At 57.3% G+C, this 17645-nt stretch carries 23 protein-coding genes and 1 tRNA gene; 13 read left to right on the forward strand and 11 right to left on the reverse strand.

Annotation, left to right across the window (positions count from 1 at the left end; genetic code table 11):
- Window positions 1-308 precede the first annotated feature (308 nt).
- The 10 genes from FQ187_RS12975 (at window position 309) to FQ187_RS13020 (ending at window position 9050) form a co-directional block, all read left to right on the forward strand.
- A complete protein-coding gene (locus FQ187_RS12975; RefSeq protein ID WP_149629794.1) occupies window positions 309-656 on the forward strand; it encodes a hypothetical protein in 348 nt (115 codons plus the stop codon).
- 54 nt (window positions 657-710) lie between these two features.
- Window positions 711-1292, forward strand: coding sequence for a tail assembly protein (locus FQ187_RS12980; protein WP_149629795.1), 582 nt, complete (start codon window positions 711-713; stop codon window positions 1290-1292).
- Between the two features lie 58 nt (window positions 1293-1350).
- The gene (locus FQ187_RS12985) at window positions 1351-4914 is read left to right on the forward strand and encodes a host specificity protein J (RefSeq protein ID WP_149629796.1); all 3564 of its coding nucleotides are present in this window, start codon (window positions 1351-1353) and stop codon (window positions 4912-4914) included.
- Window positions 4915-4965: 51 nt separating this feature from the next.
- Window positions 4966-5274 carry a hypothetical protein gene (locus FQ187_RS12990; RefSeq protein ID WP_256667307.1) on the forward strand — a complete coding sequence of 103 codons (309 nt, stop codon included), beginning with the start codon at window positions 4966-4968 and terminating at the stop codon, window positions 5272-5274.
- Entirely contained in the window at window positions 5271-5930 is a 660-nt protein-coding gene (locus tag FQ187_RS12995; protein WP_149629798.1) for a hypothetical protein, read from the forward strand. Before FQ187_RS12990 ends, FQ187_RS12995 begins: the two co-directional genes overlap by 4 nt.
- A 705-nt stretch (window positions 5931-6635) precedes the next feature.
- Window positions 6636-7583 carry a phage tail protein gene (locus FQ187_RS13000; RefSeq protein ID WP_149629799.1) on the forward strand — a complete coding sequence of 316 codons (948 nt, stop codon included), beginning with the start codon at window positions 6636-6638 and terminating at the stop codon, window positions 7581-7583.
- Window positions 7583-7918, forward strand: a complete 336-nt coding sequence (locus FQ187_RS13005) for a hypothetical protein (protein ID WP_149629800.1) — start codon at window positions 7583-7585, stop codon at window positions 7916-7918. Before FQ187_RS13000 ends, FQ187_RS13005 begins: the two co-directional genes overlap by 1 nt.
- The gene (locus FQ187_RS13010; RefSeq protein WP_149629801.1) at window positions 7915-8280 is read left to right on the forward strand and encodes a phage tail protein; all 366 of its coding nucleotides are present in this window, start codon (window positions 7915-7917) and stop codon (window positions 8278-8280) included. Before FQ187_RS13005 ends, FQ187_RS13010 begins: the two co-directional genes overlap by 4 nt.
- 62 nt (window positions 8281-8342) lie before the next feature.
- On the forward strand, window positions 8343-8768 hold the full coding sequence (locus FQ187_RS13015) for a cell wall hydrolase (protein ID WP_149629802.1): 426 nt from the start codon (window positions 8343-8345) through the stop codon (window positions 8766-8768).
- Window positions 8769-8819: 51 nt separating this feature from the next.
- The gene (locus FQ187_RS13020) at window positions 8820-9050 is read left to right on the forward strand and encodes a hypothetical protein (protein ID WP_056740689.1); all 231 of its coding nucleotides are present in this window, start codon (window positions 8820-8822) and stop codon (window positions 9048-9050) included.
- Here the strand turns inward: FQ187_RS13020 and FQ187_RS13025 are convergent.
- A complete protein-coding gene (locus tag FQ187_RS13025) occupies window positions 9047-9742 on the reverse strand; it encodes an SOS response-associated peptidase family protein (protein WP_149629803.1) in 696 nt (231 codons plus the stop codon). The genes FQ187_RS13020 and FQ187_RS13025 overlap by 4 nt on opposite strands.
- 23 nt (window positions 9743-9765) lie before the next feature.
- Entirely contained in the window at window positions 9766-10494 is a 729-nt protein-coding gene (locus FQ187_RS13030; protein WP_149629804.1) for a hypothetical protein, read from the reverse strand.
- Between the two features lie 184 nt (window positions 10495-10678).
- Here FQ187_RS13030 and FQ187_RS13035 point away from each other — a divergent pair, with 184 nt between their 5' ends.
- Window positions 10679-10915: a hypothetical protein gene (locus FQ187_RS13035; RefSeq protein WP_149629805.1), complete on the forward strand. Its 237-nt coding sequence runs from the start codon at window positions 10679-10681 to the stop codon at window positions 10913-10915.
- 41 nt (window positions 10916-10956) lie between these two features.
- Here FQ187_RS13035 and FQ187_RS13040 read toward each other — a convergent pair whose 3' ends face one another.
- On the reverse strand, window positions 10957-11166 hold the full coding sequence (locus tag FQ187_RS13040) for a hypothetical protein (protein WP_149629806.1): 210 nt from the start codon (window positions 11164-11166) through the stop codon (window positions 10957-10959).
- Window positions 11167-11540: 374 nt separating this feature from the next.
- Between FQ187_RS13040 and FQ187_RS13045 the strand changes: the two genes are divergently transcribed.
- Window positions 11541-11655 (forward strand) — tRNA-OTHER (locus tag FQ187_RS13045).
- Between the two features lie 80 nt (window positions 11656-11735).
- On the opposite strand, the gene FQ187_RS30370 is transcribed toward FQ187_RS13045, so the two are convergent.
- Complete coding sequence (locus FQ187_RS30370; RefSeq protein WP_149629807.1) at window positions 11736-11945, reverse strand: hypothetical protein; 210 nt, start codon at window positions 11943-11945, stop codon at window positions 11736-11738.
- Window positions 11946-12303: 358 nt separating this feature from the next.
- Between FQ187_RS30370 and FQ187_RS13055 the strand changes: the two genes are divergently transcribed.
- Window positions 12304-12564, forward strand: coding sequence for a hypothetical protein (locus FQ187_RS13055; protein WP_149629808.1), 261 nt, complete (start codon window positions 12304-12306; stop codon window positions 12562-12564).
- Window positions 12565-12751: 187 nt separating this feature from the next.
- On the opposite strand, the gene FQ187_RS13065 is transcribed toward FQ187_RS13055, so the two are convergent.
- The 7 genes from FQ187_RS13065 to modA all read right to left on the reverse strand — a co-directional run bounded on the left by FQ187_RS13065 (window position 12752) and on the right by modA (window position 17645).
- Window positions 12752-13036 carry a hypothetical protein gene (locus FQ187_RS13065; RefSeq protein ID WP_149629809.1) on the reverse strand — a complete coding sequence of 95 codons (285 nt, stop codon included), beginning with the start codon at window positions 13034-13036 and terminating at the stop codon, window positions 12752-12754.
- A gap of 311 nt (window positions 13037-13347) precedes the next feature.
- Window positions 13348-13578: a hypothetical protein gene (locus FQ187_RS13070; protein ID WP_010460746.1), complete on the reverse strand. Its 231-nt coding sequence runs from the start codon at window positions 13576-13578 to the stop codon at window positions 13348-13350.
- A 125-nt stretch (window positions 13579-13703) separates the two neighbouring features.
- On the reverse strand, window positions 13704-13925 hold the full coding sequence (locus FQ187_RS13075; protein WP_149629810.1) for a hypothetical protein: 222 nt from the start codon (window positions 13923-13925) through the stop codon (window positions 13704-13706).
- A gap of 72 nt (window positions 13926-13997) precedes the next feature.
- The gene (locus FQ187_RS13080; RefSeq protein WP_149629811.1) at window positions 13998-15038 is read right to left on the reverse strand and encodes a DNA topoisomerase IB; all 1041 of its coding nucleotides are present in this window, start codon (window positions 15036-15038) and stop codon (window positions 13998-14000) included.
- 75 nt (window positions 15039-15113) lie between these two features.
- Window positions 15114-16193 (reverse strand): molybdenum ABC transporter ATP-binding protein, encoded by a 1080-nt coding sequence (gene modC / locus FQ187_RS13085; RefSeq protein WP_149629812.1) that lies wholly within the window; start codon window positions 16191-16193, stop codon window positions 15114-15116.
- Between the two features lie 3 nt (window positions 16194-16196).
- On the reverse strand, window positions 16197-16877 hold the full coding sequence (modB, locus tag FQ187_RS13090) for a molybdate ABC transporter permease subunit (RefSeq protein ID WP_149629813.1): 681 nt from the start codon (window positions 16875-16877) through the stop codon (window positions 16197-16199).
- Entirely contained in the window at window positions 16878-17645 is a 768-nt protein-coding gene (modA, locus tag FQ187_RS13095; protein WP_149629814.1) for a molybdate ABC transporter substrate-binding protein, read from the reverse strand.

A 17645-nucleotide genomic window follows, 5' to 3' on the forward strand; every position in this document is an offset into this window, starting at 1 on the left:
GGGCGGTGAGATCCGTATTCGACGCTATAGCGTGGCCCACGGACTGAGGATTCAGCTTCAGCCGTATCCTTGGACGCGTAAATGTCGATGAACCGCCACGGCGATTTCTGAATCACTCCCCAGCCTAGGACCGAGCCAGGATTATCTGGATCTGCCGGAAGGTTTTTCGCAAGACTTCTGATTGACATGACCGCTCCCTGGCTTTGATGAAGGCCAAACGCTACTCCTGAACATTAGCGGGGCGTTACTGAGGATTTGTACAGGCGTAAACCGGTGATATGGTGGCGCTTTCAGGACGAGGAAAAATCATGCGGATTTTGATAGGAGCGTTGGCGGTGGCGCTGTTGGCGGGGTGCACTACACCTTCGGATTTGTTGAAAGGTTCTCCCGAGCTCTCTGGCAGATCAAAGAAGGACCCGAAAGCTTACGCCCTGTGCGTGTACCCATCTTGGCAGGACTATCGATCGAGCTCCGTCATGAGCGAAACCAGCACTGGCTATCGCATTGTCGCCGGCAGTGAAATGAACGGTCAGACGGATGATGTGCTGGACATCAAAAAGGTATCGACAGGTAGCAGTGTGAAGCTTTACCAGCGCGTTGCGTGGCAGCAATTGGGACGATCAGATTTGAAAAGCTCCTTTAATAGCTGTCTTTAAACACTTACGAAACGCCGCCTTCGGGCGGTTTTTTTATGTCTGGAGAAAAGAACTATGTCAGCGCAAGCGATTGAGTATCAGCCCATGACCACCATCTTGCTTTACGGGCAACTCCGGCAATTCGGTCGTTCGTTCAGGCTTTCGGTGCGGTCCCCGGCGGAAGCCATAAAGGCGCTGTGCATTCAGATCCCCGGCTTTGAACGTTTCATTTCAAACGCAAAATCTCGAGGTATCGAATTTGCCGTGTTTCGCGGATCAAAAAATATTGATGAAAAAGAGCTTGGATACTGCGGATCGGGTGAGATCCGCATTGCACCTGTGATCACTGGCAGCAAGCGAGCGGGGATCCTCCAAACTATCGTTGGCGCAATTCTGATCGTCGCCTCATTCATCCCTGGCTTTCAGGCTCTACTTCCTGTGGGCATTGCGTTGGTTGCCGGTGGTGTTATCCAAATGTTGAGTCCACAGCCCAGCGGTTTGAAGACGAGCGCAGCCCCCGAGAACACCCCGGGTTATGCCTTCGGCAGCGCCAAAAACACCACCGCATCCGGCAACCCAGTGCCGCTCTGCTACGGGAAGCGCCGGGTGGGCGGGGCGATCATCAGCGCCGCGATATACGCCGAAGACCAGATGTAGTCACGTCACGAACACCACTGCCGCCCACGAGGCGGTTTTTTATTGCCTGGAGAAAAGCATGGGCGCAGCACAGCAGCTTGATATTTACGGCGCCAAAGGCGGATCGGACAAGCCGAAAACCCCGACGGAGGCGCCCGACAGTCTGCGCTCGGTAGCCGTGGCCAAGATCCTGATCGCAATGGGCGAGGGCGAGTTCGCCGGAAACCCCACAGCTCAGGACATCTACCTCGACAACACGCCGCTGCAAGATCCTCAGGGCAACATGAACTTCCCCAACGTGAAGTGGGAGTATCGCAACGGCTCTGTTGAACAAGGCTACATCCAGGGTATCCCGTCGGTGGAGAATGAAACCACCCTAGGCATCGAGCTGCGCAGCGGCACGCCATGGGTTCGGGCGATCAGCAATACCGAGCTGTCAGCAGTGCGCCTGCGCTTCGCCTGGCCGGCGCTGCAATCGGTTGATGCCAGCGGCAACGTGAATGGCTATCGGATTGAATACAAGGTTGAGTTGGCCACCGATGGTGGCGCCTATCAGCAAGTGCTGAGCGAAGCCGTCGACGGCAAAACCACCAGCACCTATGAACGAACCCGCCGCATTGATTTGCCCGCCGCTACCAGTGGCTGGCTGATCCGCGTCACCCGCATTACGCCGAACCAGAACAACAACAAAATCGCCGACACCATGCAGATCGCCGGCTTCACCGAGGTCATCGACGCCAAGCTGCGCTATCCGAATACAGCGCTACTCTACATCGAGTTTTCGGCCGAGCAGTTTCGTAGCATTCCTGCTGTGACTGTCGATACCAAGCTGAAGAAGATGTCGGTGCCGAGCAATTACAACCCAGACAGCCGGTCCTACACCGGTATTTGGGACGGCACTTTCAAGCAGGCATGGACCGATAACCCGGCGTGGATGACTTATGACATCACTGTCAGTGACCGCTTCGGTCTGGGCCGCCGGATCAAGCCATGGCAGGTCGACAAGTGGGAACTGTACCGGATCGCCCAGTATTGCGATCAGTTGGTGCCGGACGGAAAAGGCGGCCAAGAGCCGCGCTTCATCTGCAACCTGAACCTTCAAGGCAAGGCCGATGCCTGGTCGCTGCTGCGCGATATCTCGGCGATCTATCGGGGCATGACTTACTGGGCGCAGGGCCAAGTGTTCACTCTGTCGGACATGCCGCGCGCAACTGACTTCGACTTTGCCTATACCCGGGCGAATGTCATCGACGGCAAGTTCACTTACTCGAGCGCGTCGGAGCGCACTCGGTACAGCCGAGCCCTGATCAGCTACGACAACCCGGCCAACAACTACGACACCGACGTCACTGCGGTTACTGATGCCAAGCTTCAGCGGCGCTATGGCGACAACCCGCTGGAGATCAGCGCAATCGGCTGCACCCGCGAATCGGAAGCGCAACGCCGCGGTAAATGGGCGCTGCTGACCAACTCGAAAGATCGCGGGATCAACTTCCGTGTTGGCCTCGATGGTCGCATCCCGCTGCCTGGCTATGTCATTCCCGTGGCTGACGAACTGTTGGCCGGCCGCGCGATCGGCGGTCGCATCTCGGCGGTTGCTGGCCGCTCGATCACGCTCGACCGCGACACCCAGGCCAAGGCCGGGGACCGGTTGATCGTGAACCTGCCCAACGGCAAGTGTGAAGGCCGCACCGTGCAATCGGTTGCGGGACGCGTGGTTACCGTGACAGTTGCCTTCTCTGCAGTGCCGGAGCCCGAACTCGTCTGGGCGCTGGATGCCGACGACCTGGCGGTGCCGCTGTATCGCGTGACCAGCGTGTCGCGCCCGGAGCCAGGCGTATTTGAGATCTCGGCCGTCCAGTACGACCCGAGCAAGTTCGCTTTCATCGATACCGGCGCGCGCTTGGAGGAGCGGCCGATCAGCGTGATTCCGATTACTGTCGTTCCGGCCCCGGCCAGCGTGACCGTTACGTCAAACTCGGTTGTATCCCAGGGCATCGCCGTCGCCACCATGACCATTACGTGGCCGGCGGTGAGCGGTGCGGTCAGCTATGACGTGGAGTGGCGCAAGGACAGCGGCAACTGGATCAAGCTTCAGCGCACTGGGATGACCAGTGTCGACGTGGTTGGCATCTACGCCGGGGCCTACGTGGCCCGTGTCCGAGCGGTCAGCGCCTTCGACATCTCATCGATCTGGCGCAACTCGATCCTGACCAACCTCAAGGGGAAGGAAGGCTTGCCGCCGGCGGTGTCGTTCCTGACGGCCACGCCGCTGCTGTTCGGTATCTACCTGAAGTGGGGATTCCCGGCTGGCGCCGAAGACACCCAGCGGACTGAAGTCTGGTACGGGCCGACGACCAGCCTTGAGGCTGCAACCAAGCTGACGGACCTGTCGTACCCGCAAAGCGATTTCTCGATGCTTGGCCTGAAGGCTGGTGTGACCTTCTACTTCTGGGCGCGGCTGGTGGATCGGATCGGCAATATCGGCCCGTGGTACCCGATTGGTATGGGTGTGCAGGGGCAGTCGAGCTCTGATTCCTCGGCCATTCTGGAAATGATCGAGGGGCAAATCACTGAAACAGAGTTGGGCCAGGACCTGCTGGACGAGATCGAGAAGATTCCTGGTCTTCAGGCGCAGATTGATGCGCTTGACGGCTTGACCGGCTACAAGCCGGACGTGATTTACGAGAAAGACCAGATGGTGATTGAGGATGGCCGGATATTCCAGGCAAAAGTCCCAGTGCCAATCAACACGCCACCGCCGAACGCCACTTACTGGCTGGATGTTGGGCAGTCGATTGAAACTGCAAATGGTCTGGCGCAACAGGTCGCGACCAATACTACCGAGATCACCGAGCTCGACGGTGTGGTCACTGCCCAATCGACGGCCTTCCAAGCGTTGCGAGCGTCATCCCGCGACGACAATGGCGAAGGGGATCTGGCGGATGCGCTGAAGGGCTGGACCAGCACCGCTGCGATCGCTTCGGAATCAAAGGTTCGCACCTCTGAAAACTATGCCATGGCGCAGAGGCTCACTACCTTCGACGCCGCCATCGGCGAGAACGCGGCGAACATTACCGAGCTGGAACAGGTGGTCGCCACGAACGAGTCTGCGACGTCCACGAAGATCGATCAGCTGAATGTTTCGGTGGGACAAAACACCGCCGCGATTCAGCAGACGTCGACGGCATACGCCGACACCGCCGGCAAGCTGACCACGATGTGGTCGGTCAAAATGCAGATCACCGCAGGGGGGCAGTACGTCGCAGCCGGCATCGGCTTGGGCATCGAGAACACCGGTGCTGGTCTGCAAAGCCAGTTCCTGGTGAGTGCCGATCGCTTCGCCATCGTGAACACCATTGCCGGCGGTGCCATCTCGGTTCCGTTTGCGGTGCAGGGTGGCCAGGTGTTCATGAACTCGGCGTTTATCGCAGACGGCACGATCACCAACGCCAAGATCGGCAGCTACATCAGCTCGACGAACTACATCGCCGGCCAGCAAGGCTGGATTCTCAATAAAGACGGAACGCTTGAAATCAACGGCATCGTCCCCGGTCAGGGGCGGCTGGTGATCAACTCGCTAAACGTCTCGGTCTACGACGCCAACAACGTGTTACGTGTCCGGCTCGGCTATCTGGGGTGAACCATGGCTTCATTTGGCCTACGTGTTTTTGATGCAAACGGTGGCCTATCCATGGACACCAACAGTTTCACCTACCAGGTGATCTGGCAGGGCGTGATCGACTTCAGTGGAGTCGCGCCCGACTACACGCTGAGCATTCCGGGCTTCAACCCGGCCAACTGCGTGTTCATGATGATTCCGGCCAGGGCACAGGATGTGCAGTCATCCGAGACCGACGGGAGCGGGAACCAAAAGTCCTATCCGTTTGTCACCACGGCGGTGAACCAGGTGGTTGTCAGGCGCAAAAACCCATCATCAAGTGCTTCCACTATCGGCTCAACGGTTGCCGCAAAGGCCTACGCGATAAGGTACTCGACATGAGTTTTGGTTTTCAGAGCATCAACGACAATGCATTTGTTCAGATTGACGCCGAGGCCCCCAGACTTTGCATGCTCACCAAGGGGGCGTATTCGGGGACTACCAATGCGACGGGGGTATTTGCCAGGGCAATCACAAGCTCAGATCCGCCACTGGTGTTCATTCGCCCGGATCAGGGGGCGATTCAGATTCCGATATCGGTGTGGTTCACCGGTGGGCCGGGAAACTGGACCGGGTTCACCATGAAGGCATCCAACGTCAACGCAACGTTAAGCGGCCAGTATTTCGCGGCCGCCTGGGCGTCCATGGGCACGGCAGCCTATGGGCTGCGGCTGTGGGATCAGAACGCGGCGCTTGTTTACGACAGTGGCGCGCCGGCGGTTGTCGTGACCTTCGCGGCAGGAAACTGGACGTACCTCGGAGACGAGCAGCTGACCGTGGGCCGCCGGTATTTCTGGGGAATTAACAAGATGCTCGGCTCAGGCGAGTATGTCTCCCTGAACCCTTTCGCCATGAACTGCCACAACAATGCATCGGGTGGTGGTTGTGCTCTGGGCGTCGATTACGCCAACGGCCGCATCATGATGTACAGCCTCGCAACAACCGCCTGGACTGACCAAGGTCACCGTCCATTCCTCTGCGCCAAATTACTGGCCTGACTTCAATGGTTTCGACCTAATTGGGGTGTTCAAGGCTCTGGACAATTCCCAGCCATACTTAATCACCCTCATGTAAAGGGCTTTTACGGGAAGATTAAATTCTTCGGCAAGCTCGGAGAGCGGGCGCTGAGCGCCTTCAAACTCAACAAGAACTACGTTTTTTCGATTCCTGTTCTGCTCTTTGTAGGTTGCCCACCGACAGTTTCCCGCTGTGTAGCCCAATGCAGGATCTTTTCGGTCAAGAGTATGGCTATCGGATGGAGGCCGGCCCATATCCGCCAAGAATTTCTCAAAGGATTCTAGCCATTCGGGACAGACAGTGATTCCAGTACCGCCATACCTTTCAAAGCCATGTGCTTTGGGGTTTGTCGTTCGCGATTTCATCGTCGCCCATATTCCGTAGACCCTGTCTACAGGCTCTCCAGGCAGTCTTCGCGTTATGCCATGAGTTGTTTTGAAGTGTCCTGAATTTGGAATTTTCTTTCGGCATCCGCAAGAAAGCGTCCGGCCCGATCTGAGGCTCAACTGATGACGTATCACTGCTTTTCCGCAATCGCATGTGCAGTGCCATGAGGTTCGTCCTTTTTCCACTTTCGCGGGGCTTGTTACCAATAGGTTTCCGTATCGATGCCCACTCAAATCAATTTTCGCGCTCAAGGAATACTCCATTAATGAAACTGTACCGGTTGTGCAGAAGGTATATTTATGAGCTGGTATAAGCAAGGTCTTGTCTCTGTCACCCAAAATTCCACTGCCGTCATTGGCTCGGGTACATCTTTCATTGCTAACGGACGTGTTGGCGATGCTTTTCGCGGACCGGATGGTGGCTGGTACGAAGTCACCAACATTGCCAGCGACACGGCCCTGTCGATCTCGCCGAACTACCAGGGGTCGACCAATGCGGCGGGCACCTTCGCGCTCGCCCCAATGCAGGGCTACGTCAAAGATTCGGCCGACGCGCTGCGGGCCCTGGTCAATACTTACGGCGCAAAGCTGGCAGCATTGGGCACGACTGGTAACTATGATGTTTTGCCAGTCGGCAAGGGTGGAACCGGGATCACCAACTTGTCTGTCATGATGCAAGACATGCTCGGAAAAGCGGCGGCGGTTGATGCCCGCTTAGTTATCACGGCTGCTAAGTCTGGCGCAAACAACGACATCACATCGTTCAATGCTTTGACTACCGCAATAAGTGTCGCGCAGGGCGGAACTGGTGGTACTACTCAAGCTCTGGCACGTAGCGGTCTCGGTCTCGGCACTGCTGCAGTGGCCGCAATCATTGGTACTGTGTCGCAATCAGGCGGAACGCCAACGGGCGCTTTGATGGAGTACGTTTCAGGCGCAAATGGCGAGGCTTGGAAGTTTGCCAGCGGGCTGATGATCTGTACCAGATCGCGATCCTATGGGCTTGTGGTTGGCGACTTCACGATTTACGGAAGTATTTGGTACTACTACGGGAGCTGGACGTTTCCGTCTTCATTCGCCGCGCCTCCAGTAGTCACTGGCGCTGCGAGGGGGGCAGGTCGTGTCCACGCCTTGAATGCCGATCCGAATACAACGGTCTCTACATGTAATTTCTTCGTGATCGATTACACCAGTCCCGTGGCTACCACGGTATCTGAAAAGTTAGTTGCAGTTGGGAGGTGGTTCTAATGCTGATTAATCTTTCACCGCAGCGGCGGGACGATACGCTGGAAGTATTCCGGTCAGGAAGCACGCTGATTGTAAATGGGGAGTCTTTTGACTTTTCATTAATAGGGGACGGCGACACACTTCCACGCGCAGCGATTAATTCCGAGTGGTTTGCGGGCAATGTTGACAAGGTAAATGGTGAGCTGATCTTGACACTATTGTTTCCCATGCCTTGGAACTACAGCCCCGAGCAGGCTTTCCCGGTTCCTCTGAATAACGTGCCCGATGGCCCTGTTGTCTTCCCCGGCCCGCTGCCGGAGCCAGCACTCGAAGCCTCGCCTGAGGACAATCAATGAATATCGATTGGTCGCAACTCATCACCAAAGCTATGAAGGACGCTGCTGTCGAAGCAGCTCAACTGGCTGCAGCCAAAGCTGAGCTGTCAGGCAGGAACATAAAAGCGCTCGCGCAGATTGCCCGTATTCAGGAGCGCATAGACACGATCGGGTTTGGCATCGAAATTGGCGAAGCGACCGAGGAAGATGAGGCAGAGCAGGCCACGCTCCTGATCAATCTCAAAGCGTGGAAAACCTACAAGTTCGCGCTGGGCAAAGTCACCGTGCAGCCGACCTGGTACGCCGCGCCGGTTTGGCCAGTTGAGCCAGCGGTGCCGGTAATCGTGGCAGACCCCCAAACTGTGGCCGCTGACCTGATCTGATGCGCCACCGCAGTACAACGCAACCCGCCATCGAGCGGGATTTTTTTGCCTGGAGAAAAGTGATGCCAGTTACCGACAAAGACCGAGATATCCTCGCTCGCACGCTATGGGGTGAGGCGCGCGGCGAATCACTGGCTGGCCAGATTGCCGTGGCCTGGACGATCCGCAACCGCGTCAACGACGGCAAAGCCAAGTCGTGGTGGGGCGAGGGTTACGCCGGCGTGTGCCAGAAGCCGTACCAGTTCAGCTGCTGGAACAGGAACGACCCGAACTTTGTTTACCTGTGCGGTGCAAAGCCGATTCCATTCCGCGAGTTCGCTCAGGCACAGATCGCCGCTGATCAGGTGCTGGCCGGTAAAGCACCAGATCCAACCGGCGGGGCCACGCATTACTACGCGACCACTATGCCTAAGGCACCGGACTGGGCGGCGAAGGCCAAACAGACGCTGAAGCTCGGCCATCACGTTTTCTTCAAGGATGTTCCTTAAGACGAGCATGCAGCTATCCTTCCCCCATTCTCTGAATGACTGGGTGGCCGTATGGAAGGTATATCGCTGAGCCAAAAGATTGAGCGCGAGGCCGATAAGCTTCTTGCTCAGATCGCACGGGCTGATTCGATGATTGTTGCGGCGAAGGCGGGCGCCCGAGCTGAAGGATTCGTCCTGGGCCTAGAATCGTCCGGAGCGCTGAATGACTCAACAATTGATCAGCTCTATGTCATTTTCGATGTCGCCACCGAAGATCGGCTGAAAGCGTTGGCACCTATTTAGAACAACCCATCCGGCTCCATTGGCTTTATCAAATCGGGTCCCTGATTGCGCACATTGCCAATGGCTCGGTCGACCTTGAACCACTCGAACGCCTCAGTCGGCTCACTCTGGAGCAGTACCATCTGCTCGGCGCGCTCTTTTGGTGTTGCCGGGTCCAACCATTCACGGGCCAGTTCCGGGGATAGCGTCACCGGGCGCCGGTCGTGGATGTCGACCATTCCGCCCGCGCTGTCGGCGGTGATGATTACGAAACCGTCGTGCTCACCTGGTGGGTGCTCCGCGTTGGGGTACTGGCCGATGGCGGCGCAAAGGATCGGCTCCCGGTCTTTCCTGCGGATGAGGTAGGGTTGTTTTTTCGGTCCGCCTTCATCCACCCATTCAAACCAGTTGTCGATGGCAATGATTGCCCGGTGCGGCCAGATCGCCCGGAAGAACGGCCCATGGGCGACTTTCTCGACCCTGGCATTGATCGGTGCCGCGCGGTCTTTGGCCCAGTGTGAGCGCCAGCCCCAGCGAACCATGTCAGCGCGCAGAAACTGACCTTCTTGGTGAAAGAGGGCAAGCAGAGTGGTCGGAGCGGCGTTATAGCGCTCGATAGGCTGGTCGCCGGCATAGTTGATCATTGCGTTTGGAATGCTGAGCGCCGCGACGAAGTCGTGAATGCCCCGATACTGTGAAAGGCGTCCGCACATGGTTGAACCCTCCGGCTGTACATTCAGGGTAGACCAGCGGCCGAAGGCTTCGTTACAAACCCTCTGCCAGCGCATGTCGAGCAATCTTCACGCCGATCAAAACGATCAAGGCAAGCGGGGCAGGTGCGGAACCTGGCCAAATCGAGACGCGGCCGTACTCTTTCGAAAGCACGTAGATCACAGCACTCGTGGGCAATTTGAGCTGCGTCCACCAGCGCGCGGTAGATGTCCGGATCTTCTATAGGCTCATGGGTGATCCCCTCGAGTGTTCGCCCTGTTTCGACAAGGTCGTATTGCTGCCCATCAGGTAGGGTCAATATAAGTCCGACAATTCTCGCGGAAACACCGGACGGGCTGAAAATAAGGTTCGCCCCGGAGGCATCGCGGTAAATTTTCCCGTTGTATGAGGATCGTGCGTTGTCGGCAAGCGTGCTTGCGGCATAGAAAATTGACTGTCCGATGCGGCCGAATAGCTCGCCATTGCAACGCGATAAAACGTCGTAGGCAGAAGCGCCGCAGTACCGGGCTGGCGAGGTATGAAGTTCTTCAACCGCATGCCAGTAAGCAGCGTTCGCCATTTCGTTCATGTCGAACTGCTGAAGTTCGTCGATCAAGCCTTCAGTAACGAGGGCAGCGCTCATTTCGTGAAGGGTCTGTCTGTGGGCTTCAGGGTTCTGCATTCGAAAGTCGTGGTCGTCGAGGGTCGAGCGCCACTGCTGAAGTCTCAGCGCTTTAGCCTGGTCGAAATTCATGGGGACGGATTCGCTGTACAAATACTGGTTGTACGTACAGTAATCGAGACGTGACTATTGTGGCGAGGGTGAGGCGACGGACCGTAGGTTATGAGAGATGTACGGTCGGTGGAACACTTGAACTAAAAACTGACCATTAAGTCAGGATAGTTAGCTGTACTTCTCCCATTATGAGGATTTCACCATGCGCAACTTCACCTTGGAATACCTGTTCAACGGCGAGCCCCGCACATACATGTTCGAATTAAAGCAGCCTCAGCTGCCCGCACATGAGGCGGCGATGCACCTGCTACAGCTGCATTTTGGGGATGGAGAGAACAGCCTGATCATGCCAACCGCGGACGCGACGCCGAAGGAGATTTTAGAGCAGGCTGAGCTGGTAGGGCTGACGCAGATAAGGGTCGTCGATCAACTCAGTTGATGCCAGGTGCGGCGACTGGTTGAATCCACAGCCAATAGCAGTCATTCCGGCGTCATCAGCACCGCGAGCGTAAGCTTGATGAACTCTTCGTTCTTGTCGATGGTGTCCAAGGCGCCGCGGACGTTGTCGGCGACGTCAGCCGAACCGCGGGCCTCGACCCAATTGGAAAGCTCCATAATGGCGGCCTCCAGGGCGAGCTGGTTTTCGTTGATCTTGAAGAGCAGGGAAGGGAGCAGGTCTGAATTTGGCAAGGCGATTCCTCTGGGTGGTTGGGAAAAGCGTAGCAGTCAAAAAAGGATTGGTGTTCGGTCGGCAGGACGCCGGAGATGGGTGCGTGACTTTTGCGTGACTCTCTCACGCACGTGTAAGCACTTGTGGGCATTCGATTGCAGCGAGCGCCAGTAAAAACGGCCATTTCACAAGGTCTTACAGGGGTACTGCGTGCATGGGGTGCTAGGGGTCGAGGCGATACCAGTAGAGCGCGTGGATGTATGCATCATTGGCATAGTGTAATGTTGTTTCGACTCGCGCTGAGCGGTCATTTTTTCTCTTTGAACATGGGTTTTTCCGGGCCGCAATCATTTAGAGGTATGCGGAAACATTGGGCTGCATGGCATCCTTTTTTGCCTGATTGCGACCCGGAAAAGCTATTGGAAGGCACGGCCTGATTGATTTTCTCTTGGGACTTAAAATCCCCCGCTCGTAAGGGCGTGCCGGTTCGATTCCGGCTTCGGGCACCATCTTAAATCAAGGGTTTGCGGGCGAAAGCTGATGCAAACCCTTGTTTGTTTCTGGCTTGTTGTTTTTTAGCCCCTGGCAATTATTGACCCCGGCCGCTAGCCCCTGGATTAGCGCCGCGTCGATCTTCGCCAGAAGGGTTGCCGGTATCGACAAGCCTTCTCTCTATCAGGACATTTTGAAGGGCCTGGCGGGCGTCAGCGTCCAGCTGGTGCTCTCTCTCCTTGAGTTCAAGCAAGATTGGGCTGGACCAGGTGCGATAGGTTTGCTCGGTCTTACGAATTGATGTCATCTGTCCCCTCCTTGATGAGTGCCCGCCAACACCGTCGGCGAAATTTTGGTTCGATAGAACCCTAGTCGAGGAATCTGTTTGCCGCCAAAAAATTGCATGGCAATGGTGCACACCTCGCTGGCGCCGCTATTGATCTTATCGTCAAAAAATATATTGATCAGTTTGGGGTTATCTAATCTTAAAAGTTACGTTGTCTGAATATAAAAAATTGTAAGAGGTGGAAGTGTGAGTAAGTTATCGACTGCCACTGCTGTAGCGTTCTTTCTCTCTGGATGTTCTTCCGGACCTCAGATTCCAAACGATGCCCATACCCCCGCACCTGCTGGGGCGAGGCAATTAAGCGGGATGAATTCACCAAGTGTTGATTGGTCGTGAGCTCAAAAGCAAAACCGCCAAAGGCGAGCTGTTCACGGAAACATTGAGTCCTGGCGGAGAAGCGTTAATTAAAATCGCTAATTATCCAGGCGTTAAAGGTAATTGGACTGTGGCGGGTGACGTGATCTGCGTCACCTATAAAGAATATGGAAAGGAATGCAATACCGTGCACAGTGATAGCGCTTCAGTTTGGCTTGTAGACCAAAATACAAAGACTACTAACAATCAATTCAGTGTGCACTAGTTAAGTATCATCCAACTAACGCGCACCCGTTATCTCAATCGGAAGCGCAGGCTGCTTCGATTTCATCCCTCATGTGCACCCGAGGAGGGCGTGGCCTGGTCGAAGCCTTCAAACGCATGTCGTTGCTGGAAATCTTGGCGCCAGCGGCCGAATCGAGTGAATTCGATTCAGCCGTTGATGCTGTCAGCTAAACGAAAGGCTGACCGGTAAAACCACGAGGCAATCGTTGTAGTCCATCCATGGCGGTGAGCCGTTCGACCCAAGCCGTACGCCAGTCATTGGTGGTGTGCGTAACTTTGGCTTTGCGTGCGGCGCGGCGTGCAGCGTTGCGCTGGTCTTTGCGCGCATCCTTGAACGCGTCCGTGTTGCGGCAGCTTCTGCATTTCACCCGGGTAAGTTCGCTGGTTGAAACGAGCTTGCTGCCTTTGTGACCGCAGGCCAGATGCCCGCCGACTTTGAAGTGAGTAACCATCAGACGTCTCCTTCGTTGCGTGTAATGGTTTGACCTCCAGCGTACGGCGACGTTCGTTGCCTGCGCAATGGGCAAAAAAAAGGCCCGCATGCGGGCGGGCCAGGGGGAGTCTTCAAAGGAGTCCAGTCACTGTAGGGCGTGAGTTGTGAACACGGTGTGAAACAGACTGCGAAGCAATAAAAAAGCCCAGCGCCAGGCCGGGTTGGGGGGATGTAGCAGGAAGCGTTCAGGCAAGGACGCACCCGGTGACGATAAGGTCGCCGTTCATGCGTCCTGAATCAGGCCGTGTCCTTGAGGATGTCCAGATCGAATCATCTGAACCGCGGCAGGGGCGGGTCGACAGGTTTGAGCGAAGACAGCGTATTGCGAATCAGTGGCGCGTCCTTCTCGATGTCGTTCAGCCGATCACGGATTCTGAGGGCCGTCGGGTGCCCGCCTTGATGATCGACCCAGTCGGCGATTTCCTTGCACGCCGCTGCCAGGCGAGCCTGACGGGAGTCGAGCAGGGTGAGCAGCGTGGTGATGGACTCTTTTTCGGACATGGCAAACACCTCCGTTCAAGAAACCTGTAATTGGCAGCAAAAAGCCCGCGGGGTGCGAGCTTTCTGCCGATGGGGTCGCTATTCCTTCAGCTTTTTCAGTATAGACCCCTAAAAGGCAGGTGACCTTAGCCTTGTCGGGCCGTCACTTGCGACCTGGCATTGAGCTGCCAGCATTCACGCCGGGCGTCTTCCTCACGATCGAAACCGTCACCGATGAAGCCGCGGGTTCGAGTATCGGCGATGCGATACCAGACGGCGGCGTCGGGTGGTGGATGATCGGGTTCGCCGGCCCGGCGACCATGGATGATGATCTTGTTGCATCGCTTCACAACGAAAATGTCTTCCATGGCTCACCGCAGCTAATTCAGGTTCACATCAACTATAGAAGCCATTGGCGATCATGCAAAAAAATAGACAGGTCAGTTAGTCGCCTCAGCCATTGCGACCCTCATCTCCAAAAACATCGCCAGCCCGACTTCCTCTGCCCTGAGCCCTTTGCGAGCTCGTGGTCTGGGCAGCTCAGCCAACGCACCCAAAAGAAAACCATCGAGCACCGCCGGGTGGATGTAGCACTTGCGGCAGACGGCTGGGGTGTTGCCCAGTTGTTTGGCCACATTCTTGACCATCTCCACCACATGCCGCTTCGCATCCGACTCGGGCTCCCACTGCAGTTCCCGCAAAACCGCCAACGCCAATGCGCTGCCGGCCCAGGTGCGGTAGTCCTTGGCTGTGAAGTCGGCTCCGGTGAGGGTTTGCAGGTAGGCGTTGACGTCGGAGGAACTGACGGTGTGTCGCTCACCGTTTTCATCCAGGTACTGAAACAGGTTTTGCCCGGGAATTTCCAGGCAACGTTTGATGATCCGCGCCAGGCGTCGGTCTTTCACGGTGATCTGGTGCTCGACACCGCTCTTACCGCGGAACTGGAACAGGATCGCATTGCCGTTTACCTCGACGTGACGGTTGCGCAGGGTAGTCAAGCCGTAGGAGCGGTTGTCCCGAGCGTACTGGGTGTTGCCGACCCGGATCAGCGTCGTATCGAGCAAGGTGATGACCGTGGCCATGACCTTGTCGCGACTGAAGCCGGGAGCTGCCAGCAATGCTTCAAGCTGTTTGCGCAGTTTCGGCAGCGCCAACCCAAAGTCCCGCAAACGTGAGTACTTGTCGGCATCACGCACTTCTCGCCAGCGTGGGTGATAACGGTATTGCTTTCGACCTCGGGCATCGCGACCGGTAGCTTGCAGATGGCCGCACGGGTCGGCGCAGATCCACACATCGGTGTAGGCCGGGGGCACGGCGAGGGCATTGATGCGTTTGATCTCGTTTTGATCGGTGATGCTTTGACCCGCGGGATCGAAGTAGCAGAACTTGCCGCGCAGTTTCTTGCGGGTGATGCCGGGCTGGGTGTCATCGACGTAATGCAGGTCGGATGGCAGCACATCGGGCAGCGCGATATCGGGCATGGCGGTAGTCCTTGGCGGCGGATCAGGGGCCGGTACAGCCATTGACCGCACGCCGTTGCAGTCGTGCCAGCGGATTTATGCCAGCACCGCCACCGCCTTGATCTGTGCCCAGAGTTGCTGGCCGGGGTGCACACCCAGTTGGTCCCGGGAGTAGCGGGTGATCCGCGCCAGCAGCGGTCTGCCGCCAGCGTCCAGGCGGATCAGCACGTGGGCGGCATTGTCGGCGCCCATTTCACTGATCACGGTGACCGGCAGGCGATTGAGGATGCTGCTTTGCTCGACGCTTTGCAGGCTCAGGCTGACATCCCGCGCCTGAACCTTGCAGCGCAGGGCCTGACCTGGAGTCATCGGTGAGTGAGCCACCCGAATGTTCAGGGTCGTGTCCGGCAGTTGCAGGGTCAGCAACTGATAGTTGGAGTCATAGGCACTGACGTGCCCCTCGATTACCACGCCGGCGTCGTCACCTAGCGCCAAGGGCAGGTCGAGACGGGCCAGCGTTTCGCCGATAGCGCCGCTGGCCAGCGCCTTGCCATTGCTGAGCAGGACGAGATGGTCGGCCAGCCGCGCGACTTCATCCTGTGAGTGGCTGACGTACAGCACCGGGATGTCCAGCTCATCATGCAGTCGCTGCAGGTAAGGCAGGATTTCGTTTTTGCGTTGGCTATCCAATGCCGCCAGCGGCTCGTCCATCAGCAACAGTTTCGGGCTGGTGAGCAGGGCGCGCGCGATGCCGACCCGCTGCCGTTCACCGCCGGAAAGGTGCTGCGGATGGCGATCCAGCAGGTGGCCGATCCCGAGCAGTTCGGTCGCGTGTGCCATGTCAACCCGGCGTTGTTGATGAGGAATGCGCTTGATGCCGAACTCCAGGTTGGCCAGCACCGACAGATGGGGAAACAGGCTGGCTTCCTGGAAGACATAACCCAGCGCACGTTTGTGCGGCGGTACGAAAATCTTCTTGTCGCTGTCCTGCCAGACTTCATCGTTGACCTGGATGAAACCCTGCTCGGCCTTTTCCAGACCGGCGATGCAGCGCAGGCAGGTGGTCTTGCCTGAACCGGAGTGACCGTAAAGTGCGGTGACTCCGCGGCCGGGCAGTTGCAGATCCACCTCCAGGGCGAACCCCGAATACCTCAGTTTCAGACGCGCATGAATCATCGATCAGCTCCAGCCCGATTTGGTTTTACGGCTGGAGTAGAGCGCCAGCAACACAACAAAGGAGAACACCAGCATCGCCCCGGCCAGCCAATGGGCCTGGGCGTATTCCATGGCTTCGACGTGATCGTAGATCTGCACCGAGACCACGCGGGTTTTGTCGGGAATGTTGCCGCCGATCATCAGCACCACGCCGAACTCACCCACGGTGTGGGCGAAACCGAGAATGGCAGCGGTGATGAAACCGGGGCGGGCCAGCGGCAGGATCACGCTGAAAAACGTGTCCCAGGGATTGGCGCGCAAGGTCGCGGCCACTTCCAGGGGGCGAGTGCCGATGGCAGAAAAAGCGTTTTGCAGTGGCTGGACCACAAACGGCATCGAGTAGAGCACCGAGCCGATCACCAGCCCTGCAAAACTGAACGTGAGGGTACCGAGGCCGAGTGACTGGGTGAAGTGGCCAACAAACCCGTTGGGGCCGAGCGCCAGCAACAGGTAGAAGCCAATCACCGTCGGCGGCAGTACCAAGGGCAGGGCGACGATCGCCCCGACCGGGCCGCGCAACCACGAGCGGGTGCGCGACAGCCATAACGCAATCGGAGTGCCGATGACCAGCAGGATAACCGTCGTCAGCGACGCCAGTTTCAGGGTCAGCCAGATGGTGGAAAAGTCGGCACTCGATAGTGTCATTTAGAGTTGGTAACCGTAGGATTTGATGACAGCGGCGGCTTTCGGACCTTTAAGGTAGTCAACCAGCGCCTTGGCAGCCGGGTTGTCCTTGCCTTTGTTGAGGATCACCGCGTCTTGTTTGATGGGGTCGTGCATGTCGGCCGGAACGATCCAGGCCGAGCCGCCGGTGACTTTGCCGTCTTTGTAGATCTGCGACAAGGCCACAAAACCAAGTTCGGCGTTGCCGGTGGAGACGAACTGGTAGGCCTGGGTGATGTTCTGGCCTTCAACGATCTTGGTTTTGACCTTGTCGGTCAGGCCGAGCTTGGCCAGCACCTGAGTAGCGGCCAGACCGTAAGGCGCGGCTTTCGGGTTGGCGATGGACAGATGCTGATACTGGTTGTCGCTCAACACTTTGCCCTTGGCATCGACGTAACCTTCCTTGGCCGACCACAGCGCCAGGGTGCCGATGGCGTAGGTGAAGCGCGAGCCCTTGACCGTGTCGCCTTCGGTTTCAAGTTTTTGCGGGGTGGTGTCGTCCGCCGAGAGGAACACTTCGAAGGGGGCGCCATTTTTGATCTGGGTGTAGAACTGGCCGGTTGCGCCATAGGCGGCGACCAGTTTATGCCCCGTATCTTTTTCGAAATCGGCGGCGATCGCCTGAATCGGTGCAGTGAAGTTGGCGGCGACGGCGACCTGGACTTCGTCCGCCTGGGCGGACCCGAAAGCTAACACTGCGAGCAGGGTTGCCAGGCAGGTGGGGGCAAAACGTGAGGCACGAATGGTCAT

Origin of the sequence: Pseudomonas sp. ANT_J28 (assembly GCF_008370005.1) — a bacterium.
In the GTDB taxonomy this organism is placed as follows: Bacteria; Pseudomonadota; Gammaproteobacteria; order Pseudomonadales; family Pseudomonadaceae; genus Aquipseudomonas; species Aquipseudomonas frigoris.

Excerpts from the sequence above, each read along its gene's own strand:
- FQ187_RS12975 (WP_149629794.1), top strand. The coding sequence starts at position 309 with ATGCGGATTTTGATAGGAGCGTTGGCGGTGGCGCTGTTGGCGGGGTGC.
- FQ187_RS12980 (WP_149629795.1), top strand. The coding sequence starts at position 711 with ATGTCAGCGCAAGCGATTGAGTATCAGCCCATGACCACCATCTTGCTT.
- FQ187_RS12985 (WP_149629796.1), top strand. The coding sequence starts at position 1,351 with ATGGGCGCAGCACAGCAGCTTGATATTTACGGCGCCAAAGGCGGATCG.
- FQ187_RS12990 (WP_256667307.1), top strand. The coding sequence starts at position 4,966 with ATGGACACCAACAGTTTCACCTACCAGGTGATCTGGCAGGGCGTGATC.
- FQ187_RS12995 (WP_149629798.1), top strand. The coding sequence starts at position 5,271 with ATGAGTTTTGGTTTTCAGAGCATCAACGACAATGCATTTGTTCAGATT.
- FQ187_RS13000 (WP_149629799.1), top strand. The coding sequence starts at position 6,636 with ATGAGCTGGTATAAGCAAGGTCTTGTCTCTGTCACCCAAAATTCCACT.
- FQ187_RS13005 (WP_149629800.1), top strand. The coding sequence starts at position 7,583 with ATGCTGATTAATCTTTCACCGCAGCGGCGGGACGATACGCTGGAAGTA.
- FQ187_RS13010 (WP_149629801.1), top strand. The coding sequence starts at position 7,915 with ATGAATATCGATTGGTCGCAACTCATCACCAAAGCTATGAAGGACGCT.
- FQ187_RS13015 (WP_149629802.1), top strand. The coding sequence starts at position 8,343 with ATGCCAGTTACCGACAAAGACCGAGATATCCTCGCTCGCACGCTATGG.
- FQ187_RS13020 (WP_056740689.1), top strand. The coding sequence starts at position 8,820 with ATGGAAGGTATATCGCTGAGCCAAAAGATTGAGCGCGAGGCCGATAAG.
- FQ187_RS13025 (WP_149629803.1), bottom strand. The coding sequence starts at position 9,742 with ATGTGCGGACGCCTTTCACAGTATCGGGGCATTCACGACTTCGTCGCG.
- FQ187_RS13030 (WP_149629804.1), bottom strand. The coding sequence starts at position 10,494 with ATGAATTTCGACCAGGCTAAAGCGCTGAGACTTCAGCAGTGGCGCTCG.
- FQ187_RS13035 (WP_149629805.1), top strand. The coding sequence starts at position 10,679 with ATGCGCAACTTCACCTTGGAATACCTGTTCAACGGCGAGCCCCGCACA.
- FQ187_RS30370 (WP_149629807.1), bottom strand. The coding sequence starts at position 11,945 with ATGACATCAATTCGTAAGACCGAGCAAACCTATCGCACCTGGTCCAGC.
- FQ187_RS13065 (WP_149629809.1), bottom strand. The coding sequence starts at position 13,036 with ATGGTTACTCACTTCAAAGTCGGCGGGCATCTGGCCTGCGGTCACAAA.
- FQ187_RS13070 (WP_010460746.1), bottom strand. The coding sequence starts at position 13,578 with ATGTCCGAAAAAGAGTCCATCACCACGCTGCTCACCCTGCTCGACTCC.
- FQ187_RS13075 (WP_149629810.1), bottom strand. The coding sequence starts at position 13,925 with ATGGAAGACATTTTCGTTGTGAAGCGATGCAACAAGATCATCATCCAT.
- FQ187_RS13080 (WP_149629811.1), bottom strand. The coding sequence starts at position 15,038 with ATGCCCGATATCGCGCTGCCCGATGTGCTGCCATCCGACCTGCATTAC.
- modC (WP_149629812.1), bottom strand. The coding sequence starts at position 16,193 with ATGATTCATGCGCGTCTGAAACTGAGGTATTCGGGGTTCGCCCTGGAG.
- modB (WP_149629813.1), bottom strand. The coding sequence starts at position 16,877 with ATGACACTATCGAGTGCCGACTTTTCCACCATCTGGCTGACCCTGAAA.
- modA (WP_149629814.1), bottom strand. The coding sequence starts at position 17,645 with ATGACCATTCGTGCCTCACGTTTTGCCCCCACCTGCCTGGCAACCCTG.